The sequence below is a fragment of the Niallia sp. WK069_GA_01 genome (genome assembly GCF_983173855.1).
Window position 1 is genome coordinate 3,975,429 of record NZ_OZ470138.1, and the last position, 20,717, is coordinate 3,996,145.

Genomic DNA, 20,717 nt, shown 5'->3' on the forward strand with positions numbered 1-20,717 from the left:
AGATTTTCTCTATACTATTCTTTAAGGAGGAGATGGAATGACAACAAAAGACTTAAATAGAGGTCTTGAGGCAAGACATATCCAAATGATTGCTTTAGGCGGCACAATTGGTGTTGGTTTATTTATGGGGTCTGCTAAAACTATTCAATGGACTGGTCCTTCTGTCATGATTGCCTATGCAATTACAGGGATTTTCATCTTTTTTATTATGCGTGCAATGGGAGAGATGCTCTACTTGGAGCCAAGTACGGGTTCATTTGCAACATTTGGCCATAAATACATACATCCATTAGCAGGGTATTTAACTGCATGGAGTAACTGGTTTCAATGGGTTATCGTTGGCATGTCAGAAATTATTGCCGTTGGCGCGTACATGCAATACTGGTTTCCAGATTTACCTGCTTGGATACCTGGAATAATAGCCATGGTGATTCTGGGAGCAGCAAACTTAATTTCTGTTAAATCATTTGGTGAATTTGAATTTTGGTTTGCTATGATTAAAATTGTTACGATCATTTTGATGATTATAGCAGGTTTTGGCATCATATTTTTTGGATTTGGCAATGGAGGAGAAGCCATTGGATTATCGAATCTTTGGCAGCACGGCGGCTTCTTTACTGGCGGCTGGTCCGGTTTTTTCTTTGCCTTATCACTAGTAATTGGCGCTTATCAAGGTGTTGAATTAATTGGTATTACAGCAGGTGAAGCAAAAAACCCACAGCAAACATTAAGAAACGCTATTCAAAGTATTATTTGGCGTATTTTAATTTTCTATATCGGTGCAATTTTTGTGATTGTAACAGTGTATCCTTGGGATCAGCTTAATTCACTTGGCAGTCCATTTGTTGCCACTTTTGCAAAAATAGGGATTACTGCTGCGGCAGGATTGATTAACTTTGTAGTTATTACCGCTGCCATGTCTGGTTGTAACAGCGGAATTTACAGTGCAGGGCGAATGCTTTATACATTGGCTCTCAATGGACAGGCACCAAAATTATTCGCAAAAATATCGCCTAATGGTGTACCTTTGTTCAGTACATTTGGTGTGATGATTGGTTTAGCATTTGGTGTTATCTTAAGTTTTCTTGCACCAGAAAATTTATTTGTGTATGTTTACAGTGCCAGCGTACTTCCCGGCATGGTTCCATGGTTTGTGATTTTAATTAGTCAAATTAGATTTAGAAAAGCAAAAGGAGCAGAAATGGACAAGCATCCATTTAAAATGCCTTTTGCTCCTGTTACAAACTACTTAACTATCGCCTTTTTACTAATGGTATTGATTGGTATGTGGTTTAATGATGATACACGTATGTCCCTTATTGCAGGAATTGTTTTCTTATGCTTAGTTGTCCTTAGCTTTTACGCTTTTGGGATTAGCAAAGCAGTTCCAATTGATGCTGACGATACAGATGATAAGAACTAATCATTATTCACGTCAACTCAAGGAATATCGATACTAGCCTAATAAAAAAACAGCCACCCTTTTTCGTTTTGAAAATGGCGGCTGTTTTTTTTATCTATCCATCATGTCAATAAAAGATTTAGCCAATCATACTACCTTTGTTTTTTTTAGTAGTTGAAGCAGTTGGCCATCCTTCAATTCCGTCTGTATTTTTAATACTATTTGTATAGAATTGAGGGTCCTTCCCAGCTTTTTTCTGCTTCATATAATCATTAAGTGCTGCAAAGGCTATTTTAGATAAAAGCAAAATCGCAATTAAATTGGTGATAACCATCAACCCCATAAATAAATCTGCTATATGCCAAACAAGCTCTACTTTTGCTATCGATCCAAATAGTATCATTCCGAGTACGCCCATCTTATATAGTTTAAGCCAAATCTTGTTAGTATTTAAGAACTCAATATTCGTTTCACCATAATAATAATTACCGATTAATGTGCTAAAGGCAAACAATAAAATCATGAAGGCAAGAAAACCAGGAGCCCATGGACCAATATGAGACGCTAGTGAAGCCTGCGTTAATTCAATTCCGCTAAGTTCTGTTTGTTTGTACACAGGTGAAAGCAGTACAATGAAAGCTGAACTAGTACAAATAATTCCAGTATCAATCAGTACACCTAATGCTTGAATCAACCCCTGTTTAACAGGATGGCTGGTTACTGCGGTTGCTGCTGCATTTGGCGCACTCCCCATTCCAGCTTCATTAGAGAACAGTCCTCTTTTAATCCCATTCATAATAATTGCAGCAAAGGATCCGCCAAGCGCTTGTTCTAAACCAAAAGCACTTTTAAAAATCAACATTAGAACATTTGGTACTTCTGTAATATTAATAATTGTAATGAACAATGAGACACCAATATAAAGAACGGCTAAAACAATCACAATATATTCAGATGCTTTTGCAATTCTTTGAATACCTCCAAATATAATAACTGCAAATATAATAGCCATGATAATGCCAAGCGTAAGACGGTCTGTTCCAAAGGAGCTTTCAAAAGCAACTGTAATCGTATTTGACTGTACAGCATTAAAAACCAAACCGAAAGAAAGCGTAATTAATACAGCAAATAAAGTTCCCATCCAGCGTTTTCCTAATCCTTTTTCCATATAATAAGCAGGACCACCGCGGAAACCGCCTTTATCTTTCACTTTATAAATTTGTGCTAATGTACTTTCAACAAAACTTGAAGTAGCTCCAATTAATGCAATAATCCACATCCAAAAGATTGCACCAGGACCGCCAAGTGCAATCGCAATCGCAATACCCGTTATATTTCCAGTTCCAACACGTGCTGCCATGCTGATACAAAAAGCCTGAAATGGAGATAGCCCCTTCTTTGCATCTGTTTTTCCTTCTTTTAATACCAAAAACATTTCCTTTACCATTCGAAATTGCATAAAACGTGATTTATATGTGAAGTAAAGCCCAATTCCTATCAACATAAAAACCAATAAATTTGACCATAAAAAATCATTTAAATTCCCGACTATGTCTATTAATTTTTTTTCCATATTGCACTCCTTCTATAAAACTATCCTTCTCTTCCCTCTAAATGCTAAAGAAATATTTTCTTGGCCAAATTTACTTCTCTAGTAAGGACTGGATTGTAAGGACTCGTTTTAATTGGTGACTTTCACAGAAGATGTATCTTGTTTATACTGCAGTAAAAAAACTCTTATGGAGGATATCTCATTCTAAGAAATAAATGAGGATAAATGAAAGAATCTGCTGAAAACTACAAGTTTTCTATCTAATAAACTATATTAAATAGGCAGAGTCAAATTAAATGAAGTTCTCCTTTCCTAGCACAATGTTCTAATACTCAGTTATAAAGGTAACTAAACACTCGTTACTCCCCTACTTGTCTTCTGTTTAAATCTAGTAGTTTCATTTTAACTGCACTTCTACAGAATCATACTAAAATTAACACAAAGAAGCAGATTTCTTTAAAAATTCCGTAAGTTGTGGAAATAACTGTTAACCTTTTTATAGGCTAAACCAGCTATGAACACAACAAAAAAGCGTATAAGATGTGACAAAAAGATCCATGAGTAAACATTATTACTTGTCTACCAATAAAATCCTCTTTTTTCATCTTACACGCTTTTCGTCTACATAATGCCTATGACAACAAGTTTTCCATTTCATTCAATTTCTCTTCAAATACTTTACATGCATCAATAATCGGTGTTTTACTAGTCATATCAACACCGGCCTTTTTTAATACTTCAATTGGATAATCAGAGCTTCCTGCTTTTAAGAAATCAATATACCGCTCTACTGCTGGTTTTCCTTCTTCCAATATTTGCTTGCTTAATGCTGTTGCAGCACTGAACCCAGTTGCATACTGATAAACATAATAATTGTAATAGAAGTGAGGAATTCTTGACCATTCCAACCCTATTTCCTTATCAATCGTAATATCTTCTTCCCCAAAATATTTTTGATTTAATTTATAATATTCCTGTGTCAATAATTCTGCTGTTAACGCCTCATTATTTTGTTCTTTTACATGAATGAGTTGTTCAAATTCAGCAAACATTGTTTGGCGGAAAACAGTAGCTCTAAAACCTTCTAAATAATGATTAAGTAAATAAAGGCGTTTTTGTTCATCTGTAATGTTTTTTAATAAATAATCATTTAATAACGCTTCATTACAAGTTGACGCAACCTCTGCAACAAAGATTGAATAATTCCCGTATGTGTAAGGCTGTGTTTTTCTTGTGTAATAGCTATGAACAGAGTGACCGAATTCATGTGCAAGTGTAAAAAGATTATTTACATTGTCTTGCCAGTTCATTAAGATATACGGATTTGTGCCGTATGCACCAGAAGAGTAAGCACCGCTTCTTTTTCCTTTATTTTCATGAACATCCACCCATCTGTTTTCAAATCCTTCTTTTAAAATGGAGGCATATTCTTCCCCAAGAGGTTGAAGTCCCTTAATGATTAAATCTTTTGCCTCGTCATAGCTGACTTCCATTTTAACGTCTTTTACTAGAGGTGTATAAAGATCGTACATATGAAGCTCTTCTACCCCTAGCACTTTTTTACGAAGTTTAATATATCGATGTAGTAATGGCAAGTGCTCATGAATGGTTTCGACTAGATTTTCATATACTTGTTCCGGAATATTATTAGCTGATAGTGCTGCATGACGAGCTGAATCATAATGACGTATTTTCGCATTAAAAATATGGTTCTTCACATTTCCTGTTAAAGTTGAAGCAAAGGTATTTTTAAATTTTCCATACGTATCATAAACAGCTTGAAATGCATCATGACGTACACGCTGATCTCCGCTTTCTAAAAAACGGGAATATCGTCCATGCGTTACCTCCACTTCTTCACCATTTTCGTCTTTAATACTTGGAAATTCTAAATCAGCGTTATTTAACATGCCAAATGTATTGCTGGATGCATCTAAAACCTCTGATGCTTGTGCAAGTAGAGATTCTTGATCTGCAGAAAGTACATGCGGACGCTGCAAATTGATTTCTTCTAACACTTTTTCATATAGTTTTAATTCTTTCTTTCCCTCTAAAAACGATGTAACCGTTTCTTCTTCAATAGATAGAATTTCTGGAACAATATAGGCTAATGCACTGGCAGTATGTGCATAAAGATTTTTTATTCGGCTGTCAAATCCTTGATAAAAGCTATTAGTTGTATCTTGGTCATAGCGCATATGTGCATATGTATATAGTTTTTCTAAACGGCTGAATAATGTGTCTTGAAAAGAAAGAGCATTGTATAATGTATCTGCATTCTCTGATAGTTTTCCTTGGTATTCTACTGCTTGTTCAGAGAGTTGTTTTACTTCGTCATATTCTTTCTCCCAGGCTTCATCTGTTGGAAATATATCTTCTAACTTCCATGTATCTTCCACCGAAAGTTCGCTTCGTTGTGGTAATTTTTTTACTGTTGTTTCACTTGTCATCATCAAGTCCCCCGTTCTTTATTTCGCAATACGAAATCCATTCGTTCTTTCATAATTCTAGTTCCCGTCTTATAATTCCTGCCTGTTCCGACGATTTTTTCATATGCTATGATTAGCTTATGTAATAAGTGTTCTTTTTATTTCTTTCGTTTTGGTCTGCTGAAAAAAGGTTCCCCAGGTTGCATATACTTCGCTGTCCTGTGGGAGTCTTCCTACTCTGTGCTATAAATTATTTCTTTTTAAGGGTGCGCATTTTTCCAATATTATCATTTAGGCTTTAAACCGGTGAATGAGACTAATTTATTCAGAATAGCTGCATTTTCATAATAAAATATATCTTCTTTTTTGGTAATGGTTTCATAGTTCTTCTCTATTATAACTCTTTCTTTTAAAACGTAAAAAAGAGGCTTCACTTCTATTAGAATATTGGCAGCTGTTAAAAAATGCAGATAATCATAAACAGCTTGCCTCCAAGTTTCTCCTGCTATCATCGGAAGCTGTCTTTTTTTTATTTCTTTCCTGTTCATCCTTCTTTGAAATTGTTCGGTAATTTTATGAAGAGAAATGATTTTATTGCCCTTTTCACCAGTAAAATGATCCAAAAAGATGTATGTTTGCCAAAACAATGGAGCTGTTTCTATATGAATATTGGAACGGAGCGGAACGCCAATATAAGGAGGTAAAAAATGCGGATGCCATTTGTTTATATAGATTTCTTTTAAAAAATAATCATTATTTTTCGTTTGATAATGGATAGAATGGATTTTTTGTTTTCGTATTTCTTTTTTCCATTGTTGAAAAGGGATAGGAGAAGATCTTGATTTCCATAATGGTGGGAAAAACATGGAGTTAATTGATTGAGTATGGCAGGAAGCAAACAATTGATTTATCGTAATTGGAAATAAGGAGTGATAAAAATGAAAGTTTTTTTGGGAAGGACAGTATGTGGGCAAAATATATTGACCGTTGTATGCTATAAGAAATTGATAACAAAATGAAGATACTCGCAATTTATTTCTTATCATTTTTTGCATATTTTTAAATCCAATGATCCATATAGGATGAAAATTTTCTTTGCGGTAGCCATTCGTTCTTTTGATTAATAGTGCGGAAGAGATAGGAGAGCATTGATATTCTATAACATAATATTTATTATTGTAACGAAATCCAATATCTGCTCGTTGTTTAATGGTTGAAAAATATGGTTCCAAAACAGGCTGTAATCCTAGTTTATCAAGCCAGTTGTAAAGTTGCAATTTCCCCTCTAAATGATACTCCGACTCTGCTTCTGCACTTGCACAGCAAATAGAATTCTTTTCGTGAGCAAAATGAGTTACCCTTTTTTCCCCTAATTTCAAAATAACCCTTTCTGAACATTCCGGGCAAAAAAAATGATGACTGGAGCGAAGCTTTCGCAAGTATTCCTTATCACTTATTTTTTCATATAAACGGATGAAAGAACCATCCTCAGTTTTAGCAGTAAACACGAATATGCTCCTTTCCTAATTAAATTTTTCTAATAAATATATTCGCCTTTTCCAGCCACTTTCCTTCTTTTATTTCATTATATAAAAGAAGGAAAGCAAAAAGTATATTCCACCTGCGAAACCCTTTTTACAGTGTAGACATCATCCATGCAACAAAGTTATAAAGCAGGGAGCAGCCAGAACACACGAAGACACCCGCGGGAATGCGAGAAAGACGAGACCCCGCAACCGCAGCGAGGAGGCTCGTAGATGAGCCCACAGGAAAGCGAAGTGTATTCTGGATGCGGATTCATCGAGAAAGCCAAACCCTTTTTCAGGGTAGACATTATAATAAAGGAGACAATAACCTCGATGTTGATTCAAGAATTCGAAAACCAACATGTCTTTTATTAAAAGACTCACATTCTAATTCCTTAGCATCCTCCATATCATGCACCAAATCTTCCACCAGCTGTTTCGTGCTTTTCGTTTTATATAAAAATGCGCTTACTTCAAAATTCAGATGAAAGCTTCGCATATCCATATTACATGTTCCAATTGAGGCAATTTCCCCATCTACAATAACAATTTTACTATGCATAAATCCCTTTTCATACTCATATATCTTCACACCCGCTTCCAACAGTTCCGGAAAATAGGAGCGTGATGCATGAAAAACAATTCTTTTATCTGGTTTATTCGGTACTAATAACCGAACATCCAATCCACTTAAAGAAGCAATTTTTATAGCTGAGAATATATCCTCATCAGGAATAAAATAAGGAGTAGCAATCCAAATTGATTTCGTAGCAGATGTCATCATACTAAAGAAAATATTTTTGATGACACTCCATTCATTATCAGGGCCACCTGCAATCAGCTGCACTCCACCATGTGTATTTCCTACTGAAATCGGGGATAAATATTCATCTGTTAAGAAGCTGCTATTAGTCATGTAAAACCAATCTTGCAGAAAAATCAGCTGGAGTGATCGAACTGCTTCTCCTTCTACCATCAAATGAGTATCACGCCAAAACCCAACCGATGCATCTCGACCTAGATATTCATCTCCAATATTTAACCCGCCTACAAAACCAATTGTTCCATCAATAACAATAATTTTCCGATGGTTACGGAAATTAAATTTGCTGTTTAACACAGGCATTCTAACTGGACCAAATGCGATTACTTCTATACCAGCAGTTTTCAGCTGATGGATGTATTTTTTTGATAATTGCCAAGAACCAACTGCATCATAAAGAAATCTAATTTTCACCCCTTCTTCTGCTTTTTTTATTAACACTGATTTAATCTCTTCACCAATCTGATCATCGCGAACAATATAATATTCTAAGTGTATATGATGTTTGGCATTTTTTAATGCTTCTATAATAGCAGTGAAAGTTTCATCTCCATTTGTAAGCACTTTCGTAGAAGTGTTGAAAGAAATGGGTGTATTACCCAATTTTTCTGCTAACCGAAAAAGATTTCTTTGATGGACTTCTAATTTTTCTATTTTCTCTTCTGTTCCAAGACGCATTTCATTTTCAATACGTAAATACGCTTCTTTATCTAAAAAATATTTTTCCCGATAGATTCTTTCCTTGCGATAATTCCTTCCAAATAGTAAATAAAAAATAAATCCTACAACTGGAAAACTCCCTAAAACAACCAACCACGTCAGTGTCTGAGTTGGATGCCTATTCTCAAAAAATATTACAAATCCAATAAAAATAACAGACAAACTCATCAATAAGCTCAGCTGTCCGTATACTCCACCTTTTATTGTGATAAAAAAATTAGATATATATACAAAAAGTCCTGCTACTGCTAAAAAAATACTTAATCTAGCTGTATGATTCATTCCAACACCCGCCTATACTTCTCTGTTTAAATAAGGTTTTATATTCTCTTCTTTATGTACCCGATTACAATGAATGCTATTCTTTTTAGGGGGAACCGAAACCACAAGACAATGAAGCTCCAAACTCTTGCAGAGACACTCAAGTTAGCAGCTGATTAAGAAAAGCGCAAGCGCCTTGGTAAGCCCCGAAGAAAAATGTTCTCCTGACTCAAAAAGTGCTTTTTACTTTTAGAGGCATAAGGCAATACTTACTGGAGCTAGACACTAATCTAAGTTGAAAAACTTTATACTTTCTTACCTTCTTAAGAAACGTGCGGGGCACCTTACTTTCTTTTCTTAGTTAAAAAATACCGATTTCTAATGAAATCGGCATTTTTTATGGAAAATACTTTCTTAACTCAGTAAATACTTCATCTTGTATAATTATTTTTCCATATTCATCTAACACATGTATCGTTTTTTGCGTTTCATGTCCATATTCTAAAATAATACTTAAAGTGTTATCTATTTCCTCTTCCATCGTCTCATCTAAGAACTGAACAAATAAGTAATATTGATTTTCATAACTGTATAAAGTTGTATCAATATCTTGAATGCCCTGATGTTTAGAAAGAGAAATTAAATCCTCAAAATCTTTAAAAGCAATCACAAATTCTAATGTATCGTCTAGATCATCTTCACTGTCATTTACGGTAAAATGTTCTTCAATCATTTCTTCAAAACGATCATCTGTTGGTAGGTCCTTAAGTTTATCTTCTGGTATGGAAATTTCGAACTTTTGTCCATCTTTTGAAAGCTGAGCTCTAGTAACCAGTATTTCCAGCCCTTTATCCAACGCTTGAACTTGAATCCATAAAGGACCATCCAATACGAATTCTTCTTCTTGATGAACCTCATCCATCATTTCCCAAAAGAGTTCTTCGCTTCTTTCTCTGTTATACCAAATTTCCTCACGCTTAAAGCCGCGTTCTTCTATATCAATGTACGAAATATAAAACTTAACTGTATGATCATTTATACGTTCAATTTCCATTCTGTAACACTCCCTTCAGGCTATGATGGAAGGGACTAATACCCCCATACAGATACTTGTCTTATTCTTTACCCATTTTCTTAATAATTTAATACTTTTAAAATTTAAATAATTTGTACCTTGTACTTATATATTCTATGACAAAAGTGAGTGAAATGGAATTAAAATATACTGAGAATAAAAAAACCATTATATGCCTATTCAAATATTTTTCACATTTTTTCTTGTTTCTAATTAACCTATTCATCATTCTTTTATATTAGTAGTATTACCGATGAAAATAATTTCACTCAACAGATTATTGAATCAGCATATTTAGAGCATCGATTCCATTAGCTCGCCTTTTTACATATATAGGGCAAGGTGATTAATATGTTCGTTATTTATAACTTATTTATAATTGTTCTATATTTTAGCATTCTCGCTTGATTATCACAAATTTTAACTTCTTATACTAAAGAAAAACTTCCATTAAAGAAGATCTTCTTGCTTTCTAATGCCAGTTAGAATGACATAAAGTTTTATACGATGCACTATAAATGAAAAGGCCTGACTTATCCATACCAAAATTAGAATTAGGTATGGATAACTGTCAGACCTTTAAGATAAGAAACCAAGTTATATTAATTTACTAAGCGCTGTGCTTCACGCAATTGGAATGTCCGTACTTTTCTTGGTAAGAAACGACGAATTTCATCTTCGTTATAGCCAACTTGAAGTCTTTTTTCATCAATTATAATTGGACGACGTAATAGCCCTGGATTATCCTTTATAAGCCCAAATAAATCTTGTAAAGGCATTGTTTCTAAATTAACATTCAATTTTTGAAATGTTTTGCTTCTAGTTGAAATAATTTCGTCTGTTCCATCTTCCGTCATACGAAGAATTTCTTTAATTTCTTCGATTGAAAGAGGTTCGGAAAATATATTTCTTTCTTTGTAAGCTATATCATGTTCTTCTAACCATGCTTTTGCTTTTCTACAGGATGTACAACTTGGTGAAGTGTATAATGTTACCATTTTACAAATTCACACTCCCTTTATTTAGACATATATTTTAGAATCAATTACTATGATAACTACTTGGTATCAATAAATTATAATTAATTTAATCAAGTAATTTATATTAATTATTATACACTATTTATCATTAATTGGGTATATGTTTTTTAAAATATCATTCACAGTTCATAAAAAATGTTTCCATTTGAAGAATATGCTGATTTCCCATGCAATTTAGTTTATTTTTTCCTTTTTCTCCCCCTTTTTTTACCGAATTCTCCTATATTCCTTTAAGAATTCTATTATTTTTTTCATGTTAATAATATAGACGATTGAAAAGCAAAAAGGTTTCATTTATTCTTAATTTTTCTTCTGTTTTTTCTGTTATAGGGTATATTTACCCGTTATCTATTTTTTTAAACCACTTTTTATTCTCAATTAAGTCATTTTTATTGAAAATAAGATAGAAACATACATACTATTTTTCATATATCTACATGTTTAGTCAAATTTCATCAAAAATATCTTTTATTTCATCATGATTATTTTCTCGAACTACATCTTCAACCGGTTCATACGATTGACCATAAAACTGTTTATCTTTATATGTATGTATTTTTTTATACGTTTTTACAAGAGCATCGTAAACCATGTCTTCCCCTTCATGATTTGGCGCCCAATATAAAATCTCCATCTTAGTAACTTGATTTGTTGCCAATGATCTTCTTCTATATCCTATTGTTTTTGCATGCTGAAATTCTTCTCTTTGATAAAACTTTAATCTTTTATGTGTATCGGTATCTTTATAATCAACCGGCTCTACTTCTAATAAAATCGGTTTACCTTTTTCTTTTAATCTCTGAAGGAGTGTATGACCAATTCCTTTTCCTCTTGCTTCACTGGATACATATAAATAGTCAATAAAAATAAAGTCATCTAATTCCACATACATCAAAACATGATATTTTCCCTCATCTTTATGATAAGTATCTGGGAAATCTTTTAATAGCGCTTCCAAATGCTCTTGTGATTTCATCTCTTCTATAGGAAAATAATCATTTAATTTATCATACCAATGCATTGTATTTTGCCCCTTATTATTATCATTTTAGATTCTGACATAATCTTAACAGAAAAATTCATCGTTTTTTACGGTGTATAGTCAACATTTTTTGTATAGTTGGTTCCTGCATTCCATAATAGAAACTCGTTAATTCCATTGTCTTGTAATGCCTTAATCTGATCTTCAATTTGTTTACTGCCATATTGCTGAAAATTTCCTTTTCCAAGCCATGCTGCCGTAAAATCCTGTAGCCATGGTCTAGAAATTGGTGCTTTTTTTAGTTTTTCCAACTTGCTTTTTTCTACTTTACTATATGCATCCACAAGTTGATATGGCTGTAAATCTGGTTTTTCCAAACCGAAATAAGCACTCCAGTGACTGGGGTAAATCATTGATGAAATAACATCCACATTTTCGCTTATTTTTAAGAAGTTCTGTCCGATTCCTGGTGCTTCCTTTAACGTTGCAGTATATCCAAATATATCAACTGAAACCTTCACATTATATGGTCTTAATTTTTCTTTTGCATATTTTACAAAATCAGATACTGCCCTTACTCTTTGTGACCCTTCCTTACTATCTGTTTTAGCAAAATCACCTTTAGAATACCTTAACTGCTTCTCTTTCGACTCGAATCCTTCAGGAAAACGAACATAATCAAATTGAATTTCCTCGAACCCCATTTTCGCTGCTTCTATCGCAATATTTACATTATAATCCCAAACTTCTTTTTGAAAGGGATTAACAAAAGCTTCCTTTCTGCCATTTTTCCATATATTCTTGCCGTCCATAAATGACCATTCAGGCTTTTCAGATGCTAATAGCGTGTCTTTGAATACGACTACTCTAGCAATGGGATAAATTTTTTCTTGTTCCATTTTTTTTAAAAGTGCAGGCATATTTGGTATATAAGGTTTGCTGATAGAATAATATTGCGACTCTTTTGACGTTCTAAAAGTTAAGTTCCCATTATCATCTTTAAAGTCAATTACCATTGCATTTAAATCAGTGTGATGAAACAAGCTAATTAATTGATTCCATTTTTCACTTCCAGCAGCATGTCCATTTACATAGACTCCTCTAATCGCGTCAGGGTAGGAAAAGGAAAGCGTAGATGTTTGTAGCCGTGGGAAAAAGGTTGGAATATTTTTTATAGACATATTGACTTTTTTCTCTGGTTGTAAAGAAAACTCTCGGTTTTTTTCTGCAAGAGTACAAGTAGGGATAATAAAGACACTTAAAAGTGACAAAACTGCTAAACAATATTTATTTTTCAATATAATCCCTCCACCATCCTCATCCAAAATGGTTCTTTTAAACAGTATTATTATTTACAATACTTTCACATCACATTACAAATATTCATTTCCTTTATATTGTAACAATATTTAGTTCTAGTATTCAGTATTGTGTTTAAAATTATATCTTTCCATATAATTGACAGGTTATATTCCATTCTTTAAGAAAGACTGTCCTAAAATAGGAAATCATTTGGGACAGTACCTTAAAGCATCCTTTATTTTACTAGACTACTTAATAGGATTCCTTACGTTGCAGCACATGATGAACCAAATGGAATAAAGCAGGATTTTGATTTTCTCTTTTATAGGAAATAATCCATTCAGCAACTAAATCATCTTGATCAATCGCTTTATATACGACATCCAAGTTAAAAAGACGTTTTGCAGAATGAGGAACAACTGCAATGCCAATCCCTGCTGTGACTAACCCAATGACCATTTGATATTCAGTAGATTCCTGTACAATATTCGGAGAAAATCCATGATTTTCACATAACCGAATAAAATTAATATATAAGGTAGACCACGCTTCTTCCGCTAAAGAGATAATTGGCTCATTTGCGATATCTTTAATAGAAACAGTAGATTTAGCAGCTAAAGGATGATTTTTAGGAATGGCAAAAATACAGTTGCTTTTTTTAATGCTTCGACAGATCAATTCATTGCTTTCTACTGGTGGATGTAAAAAGCCAATATCAATGTCTCCATCTAATAGTGCTCTAACTTGGTCTGGTTTCGACAATTGTCGTAATTCTATATCAACCGAAGGATACATACTTCTAAATTCGCTGATGGCAGGTGGAAGAATTTCATAGGATGCTGTTCCAACAAAGCCAATTACAATTTTTCCAAGCTCTCCTCTAGCAGTATGACGTGCATGCTCAACTGCTCTATCCAGTTGATTAAGTACAGCACGTGCTTGATTTAAAAATACATTTCCTGCCGTTGTTAATTCTACCGCTCGATTAGACCGATGTAATAAAGGAAATCCAAGCTCTTCCTCCAAATGCTTTATTTGTTGACTAAGCGGCGGTTGTGTCATATTTAATCTTATTGCTGCTTTCCCAAAATGAAGCTCCTCTGCTACTGTGATAAAATATTGCAATTGTCTAAGCTCCATTAAATCCCATCCTTTTATCATTGATTCGTAAAACATATCAAAAACACCTTAAATTGATATTGGAAAAAAAACTTTGTGAAATGTATAGTAAATCATATCATGAAATTCAGCTTCCTATAAAGAATTTCTATTATTAAAGGAGTGGAGAGTAAATGAAACCACAACAAGAACCTATTATTACCAAACGTGGAGCAGAGCTCATTGTTGATACATTAATTGCTCAGGGAGTTACACATGTTTTTGCAATCCCTGGTGCAAAAATTGATGCAGTTTTTGACGTATTACAAGATAGAGGACCAGAATTAGTTTTATGTAGACATGAACAAAATGCTGCATTTATGGCTGCCGCAGTTGGGAGATTAACTGGAAAACCTGGAGTATGTCTCGTTACCTCAGGGCCTGGTGCATCCAACCTTGCAACCGGTTTATTAACTGCCAATACAGAAGGTGATCCAGTTGTTGCGATAGCAGGAAATGTTATTCGCGCTGATCGTTTAAAAAGAACACACCAATCTTTAGATAATGCTTTATTATTTAAATCCATTACAAAATATAGTGTAGAAGTTCAAGACGTAAATAATATACCAGAAGCATTAACAAATGCATTCCGAGCTGCCAAATCAGGTCAAGCAGGAGCCGCATTTATTAGTTTCCCACAAGATGTTACGGCACAAGAAGCATCTGTGAATACTATAGCACCACTGCCTTCCCCATCATTAGGTGCGGCACAGGATAGCATGATTAGCTCAGCTATTTCCAAAATTCAAAATGCTAAGCTTCCAGTTGCCATTGTTGGAATGAAAGGTGGCAGACCAAAAGCTGTCCAATCCATTAGACGTCTTCTTGCCAAACTTGGAATTCCATTTGTAGAAACATTTCAAGGAGCAGGCGCCCTTTCAAGAGAACTGGAGCCACAATATTTCGGACGTATCGGTCTATTCCATAATCAACCTGGAGATTTATTAATAGAACAGGCAGATGTTGTTCTTTCTATTGGGTATGATCCGATTGAATATGATCCGAAATTTTGGAATGTAAATGGTCAAAGAACGATCATTCATTTAGATGAAATGCAAGCAGATGCTGACCATTTTTATCAACCAGAACTTGAATTAATCGGAGACATAGCTGCTACAGTCGATCAAATAACATCTCATGCTGCTAAATTGACTCTTAACGAAGATAAAAAAGAGACATTGGGCGATTTGAAAAATCTTCTAAAAAAAATAGAAGAACTTCCTGCAAAACAGCTTCCAGATCGTTCACATCCACTAAATATTGTACAGGAGTTGCGTAAACTGGTTGACGATAATACCACTGTAACTTGTGATATCGGTTCCCATGGTATATGGATGTCTCGTCATTTTCGAGCATATGAACCTAACAAACTATTAATTAGCAACGGAATGCAAACACTTGGTGTAGCACTTCCTTGGGCCATTGCAGCGTCCATTTTAAACCCTTCTGAGAAAATTGTCTCTGTATCCGGTGACGGTGGATTTTTATTCTCTGCTATGGAACTTGAAACAGCTGTTAGGATGAAAACAAATATTGTTCATTTAGTATGGAATGATAGCACATATGATATGGTTTCCTTCCAACAAGTGATGAAATATAACCGTAATTCTTGTGTAGATTTCGGCCAAATCGATATTGTTAAATATGCAGAAAGCTTCGGAGCTACAGGTTTAAGAGTAAATTCTCCTGATGAACTGGCAAAAGTTTTAAAACAAGGATTCGAGCAAGAAGGTCCTGTTATTATTGATATCCCAGTTGATTATAGTGATAATATAGATTTAGCTAGTCAAAAATGGCCAAATTATTATGAGCTAAATATGAAAAAGAAAGCTATTGGGCATTCAAAATAAGTAAATTTATAAGCACTTATGCTCATAAATTTATAAGCTTGCCAATGAAGTCGTAAGTATACTAAGTTCTTATGCCTTCATTGGCACTAATTCTGAAGTTTCTTAATAGATGCTATAACTTTATAAACTTCAGAAGTTTTATTCTATCTTATAAGAAAGTGCATGCTCAGGTATTGCTTTTATGGGGATTTATTTATTAACACTAAAGCTATCAGCACTCTCTTTCTTCAATAAAGTTAGAATTTTTGACCAAAGGTTAGCCACAATAACATGAAATGCTGCCTTAACATTAAAATTATAAATAGGAGTGATATTTGCATGGGTGTGACTAAAACTTTACAAGAAGATAAACAGCCAGATCACCTGAAAAACTCACATGAAATTTATCAAGTTTCTACTATGACAGCACTACTTGAAGCTGTTTATGATGGGGATTTTTCGTTAAAGGAAATTCCAAAGCATGGTGATTTCGGAATCGGAACGTTTAATAAATTAGATGGAGAATTGATTGGATTTGACGGATCTTTCTATCGACTTCGTTCAGATGGTACTTGTACTCCTGTAAGTGATAGCGATAAATCTCCATTTTGTTCATTAACTTTTTTTGAGACAGAAATGGTACATGAAATCGATAAACCTATGACAATGAAAGAGCTTCACGAAGAACTTGATCGTATTTTACCAAGCAGAAATTTATTTTACGCTATCCGTATGGACGGTGTCTTTAAGAAAGTCCAAACAAGAACAGTAGAATACCAAGAAAAACCTTATGTGCCAATGATAGAAGCAGTACAAACACAACCTATCTTTGACTTTAAAGATATCCACGGAACCATCGCTGGTTTCCGTACGCCACACTACGCTAACGGCATCGCAGTAGCGGGATATCATCTGCATTTTGTAGATGACGATAGAAATGTCGGCGGCCATGTGTTTGATTACACCGTGGAAAAAGTAAGTATTCGAATTTCCAAAAAGCAATTTCTAAACTTAAGACTTCCAGAAACAAAGGATTTTTATGATGCCGATTTAGATCGTCCAGAACTTATCCACGATATTGAAACAGCTGAAGGTAGTCCGGAATAACAAAAAGGAAAGTCAAACCTGCTTTTTTGAAGGTTTGACTTTCCTTTTTATTTTTATAGTAATACAGTTGATTCAGAAAGATAATCCAGCCTTCTCAATACTACTCCAGTGATAAAGCGTGTAGATACCCTCTTCCCTTAAAAAATCCAAATTCAACTAAAATCCTATGCTAATTAAATTGGCACCTTGGAACATCAAAAGAAGTAGTTTTCTTAAGTTTTAAGGGAGCAGTCTGAATACACGAAGACTCCTTTGGGATTAGCGGGACAAAAGAGACCCCACGCTACACAGAAGAAAGCTCTGTGGAGGCTCAGGCATAGCCCCCCCCCTGGAACAGCGAAGTATTATATTCTGACTGCGACTATTTGAGAGAGCACGTAAGCCTCTTTTCAGGTAACCTTTTGTTTAAAAGACAAAAAATATACCTCCTATTACATGGCTCATTTAGAAAACTTACTATTTTTTCTTTTATATTGAAAATTCCCTCAATAGCAAGATGAAGTTCTCAGTGATGTACATAAAAAAATAACGATCTCAATCGGAGAGATCGTTATTTTTTATTTATTATAATCAGCTTGATACTTTTTAAATTCCGTTTCTGAACAGTAAACAAAATGTCCTGATTTTACTTCACGCATTTTGATATCATCCCCATTTTTATACTGATGAACAGCAGGATCGTAAACCGTTCTTGTACGAGTACGCTCTGTTTCAGGATCAGGAAGCGGTATAGCCGATAAAAGACTTTGTGTATATGGATGGATTGGAGAATTGTATATCTCATCAGCAGGTCCTATTTCTACTAATTTACCGAAGTACATAACTCCAATACGATCACTAATATATTTTACCATCGATAGATCATGGGCAATAAATAGATACGTTAAGCCTTTTTCCTTTTGCAGTTGTTTCATCAAGTTAACTACCTGCGCTTGAATAGAAACGTCCAGCGCTGAAATCGGCTCGTCAGCAATAATAAAGTCAGGATCAACCGCAAGTGCTCTTGCAATCCCAATACGCTGTCTCTGCCCGCCAGAGAACTCATGCGGATAGCGGTTAGCATGCTCTTTATTCAAGCCAACTGTGTTAAGAAGACTATATACTTTTTCCATACGTTCTTTTTTGGATTTAACTAATCCATGGATATCAATACCTTCTGCAATTATATCCGCAACGGTCATCCGAGGATTTAAAGAAGCATAAGGATCTTGGAAAATCATTTGCATTTTACGATTAAATTTCTTTAATTGAGATGCAGATTTTTTCCCATGCACGTCCTCGCCATTAAATAAAACTTGTCCGTCAGTTGCATCATAAAGACGAATAATCGATCTACCAGTTGTTGATTTACCACACCCGGACTCACCAACCAACCCAAGTGTTTCCCCTTTGTATATATCAAATGTAATATCATCGACCGCTTTTACTAAATTAGGTCTCCCTACATTAAAATGCTGCTTTAAATTTTTAATTTCTAATAATTTTTCAGCCATTTATCTTGTCCCCTTTCACTAATATTGGTTGTTCAAAATTAGAGGATAAAGGACGAATTCTTTCCTTAACAGATGCAGGCGGTTCAACTGCTGGCGCATCTGGATGCAATAGCCATGATTTCACAAAATGCGTTTCTGACACTTGATATAAAGGTGGTTCTTGTTCATAATCAATTGCTAAAGCATTAGGATTTCTTGGTGCAAAAGCATCTCCAACTGGAGGATTTGTTAAATCAGGCGGTGTACCAGGAATAGCAGCTAATTCTGCTTCGCCATCATTATCCAAACTTGGCATAGAAGCAAGTAATCCCCATGTATACGGATGTCTCGGATCATAAAATATTTCATCTACTGTACCCATTTCGACAATTTGTCCAGCATACATAACAGCAACACGATCTGCCACGTTTGCAACAACTCCTAGATCATGTGTAATAAAGATAATACTTGTATCAAGCTTTTTTTGTAATTCTTTCATTAAATCAAGAATTTGTGCTTGAATGGTAACATCCAGAGCAGTTGTTGGTTCATCTGCAATAAGCAAATGTGGTCTTGCTGCCAACGCAATGGCAATCATTGCACGTTGTCTCATTCCACCAGAAAACTCATGTGGATATTGATTTACACGTCTTTCGGGCATAGGAATCCCAACAAGCGTTAATAATTCAACGGCTCTTGCTTTTGCTTTTTCTTTAGACATCTGTTGATGCTTAATTAGTACTTCCATTATTTGCGTTCCAATACGCATTGTAGGGTTTAAAGAAGTCATTGGATCTTGGAAAATCATACTCATTTCTTTTCCGCGAATCTTCTGCATTTCTTTTTCTGTTTTTGGAACAATATCGTCTCCATTAAACAGCATTTGTCCGCCTTTAATATGACCAGGAGGCATTGGAATTAGTTTCATTAATGTTTGTGCTGTAACACTTTTCCCTGATCCAGATTCACCTACAATGGCTAATGTTTCTCCTTTATATAAATCAAAGGATACCCCACGAACAGCCTGCACTTCTCCTCCATACGTATGGAATGAGACTTGTAAATCCTTCACTTCTAATAATTTTTCCATCTATCTCACTCCTTACTTACGTAATCTTGGATCTAATGCATCACGAATCCCATCACCAATTACGTTAAATGCAAATATAGTTAAACAGATAAATATAGCTGGGAAGAATAATCTCCATGGATAATACTTCATCGCTGAAATTCCGTCATTCGCCATCGTTCCCCAACTCGCTAATGGTGGTGTCAATCCTAAGCCTAAGTAGCTTAAAAATGCTTCAGTGAAGATAGCTGATGGAACAGTTAATGTTAAAGTAACCAATATTGGCCCCATAGCATTTGGAATTAAATGTTTAGCCATAATTCTTGTTACGTTAGCACCTAATGTTCTTGATGCTAAAATATATTCTTGCGTCTTTAAAGAAAGGACTTGTCCACGAACGATCCTTGACATATTAATCCAGCCTGTAATACTCATTGCCAAAATCATCGTTGCTAAACTTGCAACCGGTCCTTTTTGATCTCCTAACACTACCATTAACAAAATAACTAGAAGTAAATAAGGAATTCCATATAAAATATCGGCAATACGCATCAAATATTCATCGACTTTGCCACCTTTATATCCAGCAATTCCTCCCCAGATAACTCCAATTATTAAATCAATAGCTGCTGCGGCAACACCAATAAATAAGGAAATCTTTGCACCATACCAAACTCGGGCAAATACATCCCGACCAAGATCATCAGTTCCAAAATAATGTTCAGTGCTTGGTGGAAGATTGGAATTATTTAAATCATTTGTACGATAATCATATTTCGTTAAATATGGACCAAACAATGCCATAACAATAAGAATTATTAGTATTACTAATCCAGTAATAGCAAGTTTGTTTTGTTTAAAACGCATAAAAACATCTTTCCAGAATGAAAGACTAGGTTTAGAAATTTGTTCTGCTTCTACTTTACTATTTCCAACAACGGAAAATTTATCTTTTGAAATCTGTTGCATT

At 34.5% G+C, this 20,717-nt stretch carries 15 protein-coding genes; 3 read left to right on the plus strand and 12 right to left on the minus strand.

Annotated elements, in window-relative coordinates; all coding sequences use genetic code 11:
* Positions 1 to 37: 37 nt before the first annotated feature.
* A complete protein-coding gene (locus AC5LWL_RS18560) occupies positions 38 to 1,423 on the plus strand; it encodes an amino acid permease (RefSeq protein WP_493435693.1) in 1,386 nt (461 codons plus the stop codon).
* A gap of 118 nt (positions 1,424 to 1,541) precedes the next feature.
* On the opposite strand, the gene AC5LWL_RS18565 is transcribed toward AC5LWL_RS18560, so the two are convergent.
* From AC5LWL_RS18565 to alsR, 9 genes are all read right to left on the minus strand, one after another.
* Entirely contained in the window at positions 1,542 to 2,975 is a 1,434-nt protein-coding gene (locus AC5LWL_RS18565) for an alanine/glycine:cation symporter family protein (protein ID WP_493435694.1), read from the minus strand.
* A 611-nt stretch (positions 2,976 to 3,586) separates the two neighbouring features.
* Complete coding sequence (gene pepF, locus AC5LWL_RS18570; RefSeq protein ID WP_493436660.1) at positions 3,587 to 5,404, minus strand: oligoendopeptidase F; 1,818 nt, start codon at positions 5,402 to 5,404, stop codon at positions 3,587 to 3,589.
* Between the two features lie 266 nt (positions 5,405 to 5,670).
* Positions 5,671 to 6,891 carry a competence protein CoiA gene (locus AC5LWL_RS18575; protein WP_493435695.1) on the minus strand — a complete coding sequence of 407 codons (1,221 nt, stop codon included), beginning with the start codon at positions 6,889 to 6,891 and terminating at the stop codon, positions 5,671 to 5,673.
* A gap of 325 nt (positions 6,892 to 7,216) precedes the next feature.
* Positions 7,217 to 8,734, minus strand: coding sequence for a cardiolipin synthase (gene cls, locus AC5LWL_RS18580; RefSeq protein ID WP_493435696.1), 1,518 nt, complete (start codon positions 8,732 to 8,734; stop codon positions 7,217 to 7,219).
* A 376-nt stretch (positions 8,735 to 9,110) separates the two neighbouring features.
* Positions 9,111 to 9,767: an adaptor protein MecA gene (gene mecA, locus AC5LWL_RS18585; RefSeq protein WP_493435697.1), complete on the minus strand. Its 657-nt coding sequence runs from the start codon at positions 9,765 to 9,767 to the stop codon at positions 9,111 to 9,113.
* A 623-nt stretch (positions 9,768 to 10,390) separates the two neighbouring features.
* Positions 10,391 to 10,786: a transcriptional regulator SpxA gene (gene spxA / locus AC5LWL_RS18590; protein ID WP_248560495.1), complete on the minus strand. Its 396-nt coding sequence runs from the start codon at positions 10,784 to 10,786 to the stop codon at positions 10,391 to 10,393.
* Between the two features lie 487 nt (positions 10,787 to 11,273).
* A complete protein-coding gene (locus AC5LWL_RS18595) occupies positions 11,274 to 11,849 on the minus strand; it encodes a GNAT family N-acetyltransferase (RefSeq protein ID WP_493435698.1) in 576 nt (191 codons plus the stop codon).
* Between the two features lie 68 nt (positions 11,850 to 11,917).
* On the minus strand, positions 11,918 to 13,057 hold the full coding sequence (locus tag AC5LWL_RS18600; protein WP_493436661.1) for a putative glycoside hydrolase: 1,140 nt from the start codon (positions 13,055 to 13,057) through the stop codon (positions 11,918 to 11,920).
* Between the two features lie 307 nt (positions 13,058 to 13,364).
* Positions 13,365 to 14,252 (minus strand): acetoin biosynthesis transcriptional regulator AlsR, encoded by an 888-nt coding sequence (gene alsR / locus AC5LWL_RS18605; RefSeq protein ID WP_493436662.1) that lies wholly within the window; start codon positions 14,250 to 14,252, stop codon positions 13,365 to 13,367.
* A 152-nt stretch (positions 14,253 to 14,404) separates the two neighbouring features.
* Here alsR and alsS point away from each other — a divergent pair, with 152 nt between their 5' ends.
* Together alsS and budA are read left to right on the plus strand one after the other, a co-directional pair.
* Entirely contained in the window at positions 14,405 to 16,120 is a 1,716-nt protein-coding gene (alsS, locus tag AC5LWL_RS18610) for an acetolactate synthase AlsS (protein ID WP_493435699.1), read from the plus strand.
* A 318-nt stretch (positions 16,121 to 16,438) separates the two neighbouring features.
* On the plus strand, positions 16,439 to 17,206 hold the full coding sequence (gene budA / locus AC5LWL_RS18615; protein ID WP_493435700.1) for an acetolactate decarboxylase: 768 nt from the start codon (positions 16,439 to 16,441) through the stop codon (positions 17,204 to 17,206).
* Between the two features lie 557 nt (positions 17,207 to 17,763).
* Here the strand turns inward: budA and AC5LWL_RS18620 are convergent.
* The 3 genes from AC5LWL_RS18620 to AC5LWL_RS18630 are packed head-to-tail and all read right to left on the minus strand — an operon-like array spanning position 17,764 to position 20,716.
* Positions 17,764 to 18,699 (minus strand): ABC transporter ATP-binding protein, encoded by a 936-nt coding sequence (locus tag AC5LWL_RS18620; protein WP_493435701.1) that lies wholly within the window; start codon positions 18,697 to 18,699, stop codon positions 17,764 to 17,766.
* Positions 18,692 to 19,768, minus strand: coding sequence for an ABC transporter ATP-binding protein (locus AC5LWL_RS18625; protein ID WP_493435702.1), 1,077 nt, complete (start codon positions 19,766 to 19,768; stop codon positions 18,692 to 18,694). The genes AC5LWL_RS18620 and AC5LWL_RS18625 overlap by 8 nt, the downstream gene beginning before the upstream one ends.
* Before the next feature lie 12 nt (positions 19,769 to 19,780).
* Positions 19,781 to 20,716 carry an ABC transporter permease gene (locus tag AC5LWL_RS18630; protein WP_493435703.1) on the minus strand — a complete coding sequence of 312 codons (936 nt, stop codon included), beginning with the start codon at positions 20,714 to 20,716 and terminating at the stop codon, positions 19,781 to 19,783.
* Position 20,717: the final 1 nt, after the last annotated feature.

Coding starts and splice junctions, on each gene's coding strand:
- AC5LWL_RS18560 (WP_493435693.1), top strand. CDS start 38: ATGACAACAAAAGACTTAAATAGAGGTCTTGAGGCAAGACATATCCAA.
- AC5LWL_RS18565 (WP_493435694.1), bottom strand. CDS start 2,975: ATGGAAAAAAAATTAATAGACATAGTCGGGAATTTAAATGATTTTTTA.
- pepF (WP_493436660.1), bottom strand. CDS start 5,404: ATGACAAGTGAAACAACAGTAAAAAAATTACCACAACGAAGCGAACTT.
- cls (WP_493435696.1), bottom strand. CDS start 8,734: ATGAATCATACAGCTAGATTAAGTATTTTTTTAGCAGTAGCAGGACTT.
- mecA (WP_493435697.1), bottom strand. CDS start 9,767: ATGGAAATTGAACGTATAAATGATCATACAGTTAAGTTTTATATTTCG.
- spxA (WP_248560495.1), bottom strand. CDS start 10,786: ATGGTAACATTATACACTTCACCAAGTTGTACATCCTGTAGAAAAGCA.
- AC5LWL_RS18595 (WP_493435698.1), bottom strand. CDS start 11,849: ATGCATTGGTATGATAAATTAAATGATTATTTTCCTATAGAAGAGATG.
- alsR (WP_493436662.1), bottom strand. CDS start 14,252: ATGGAGCTTAGACAATTGCAATATTTTATCACAGTAGCAGAGGAGCTT.
- alsS (WP_493435699.1), top strand. CDS start 14,405: ATGAAACCACAACAAGAACCTATTATTACCAAACGTGGAGCAGAGCTC.
- budA (WP_493435700.1), top strand. CDS start 16,439: ATGGGTGTGACTAAAACTTTACAAGAAGATAAACAGCCAGATCACCTG.
- AC5LWL_RS18620 (WP_493435701.1), bottom strand. CDS start 18,699: ATGGCTGAAAAATTATTAGAAATTAAAAATTTAAAGCAGCATTTTAAT.
- AC5LWL_RS18625 (WP_493435702.1), bottom strand. CDS start 19,768: ATGGAAAAATTATTAGAAGTGAAGGATTTACAAGTCTCATTCCATACG.
- AC5LWL_RS18630 (WP_493435703.1), bottom strand. CDS start 20,716: ATGCAACAGATTTCAAAAGATAAATTTTCCGTTGTTGGAAATAGTAAA.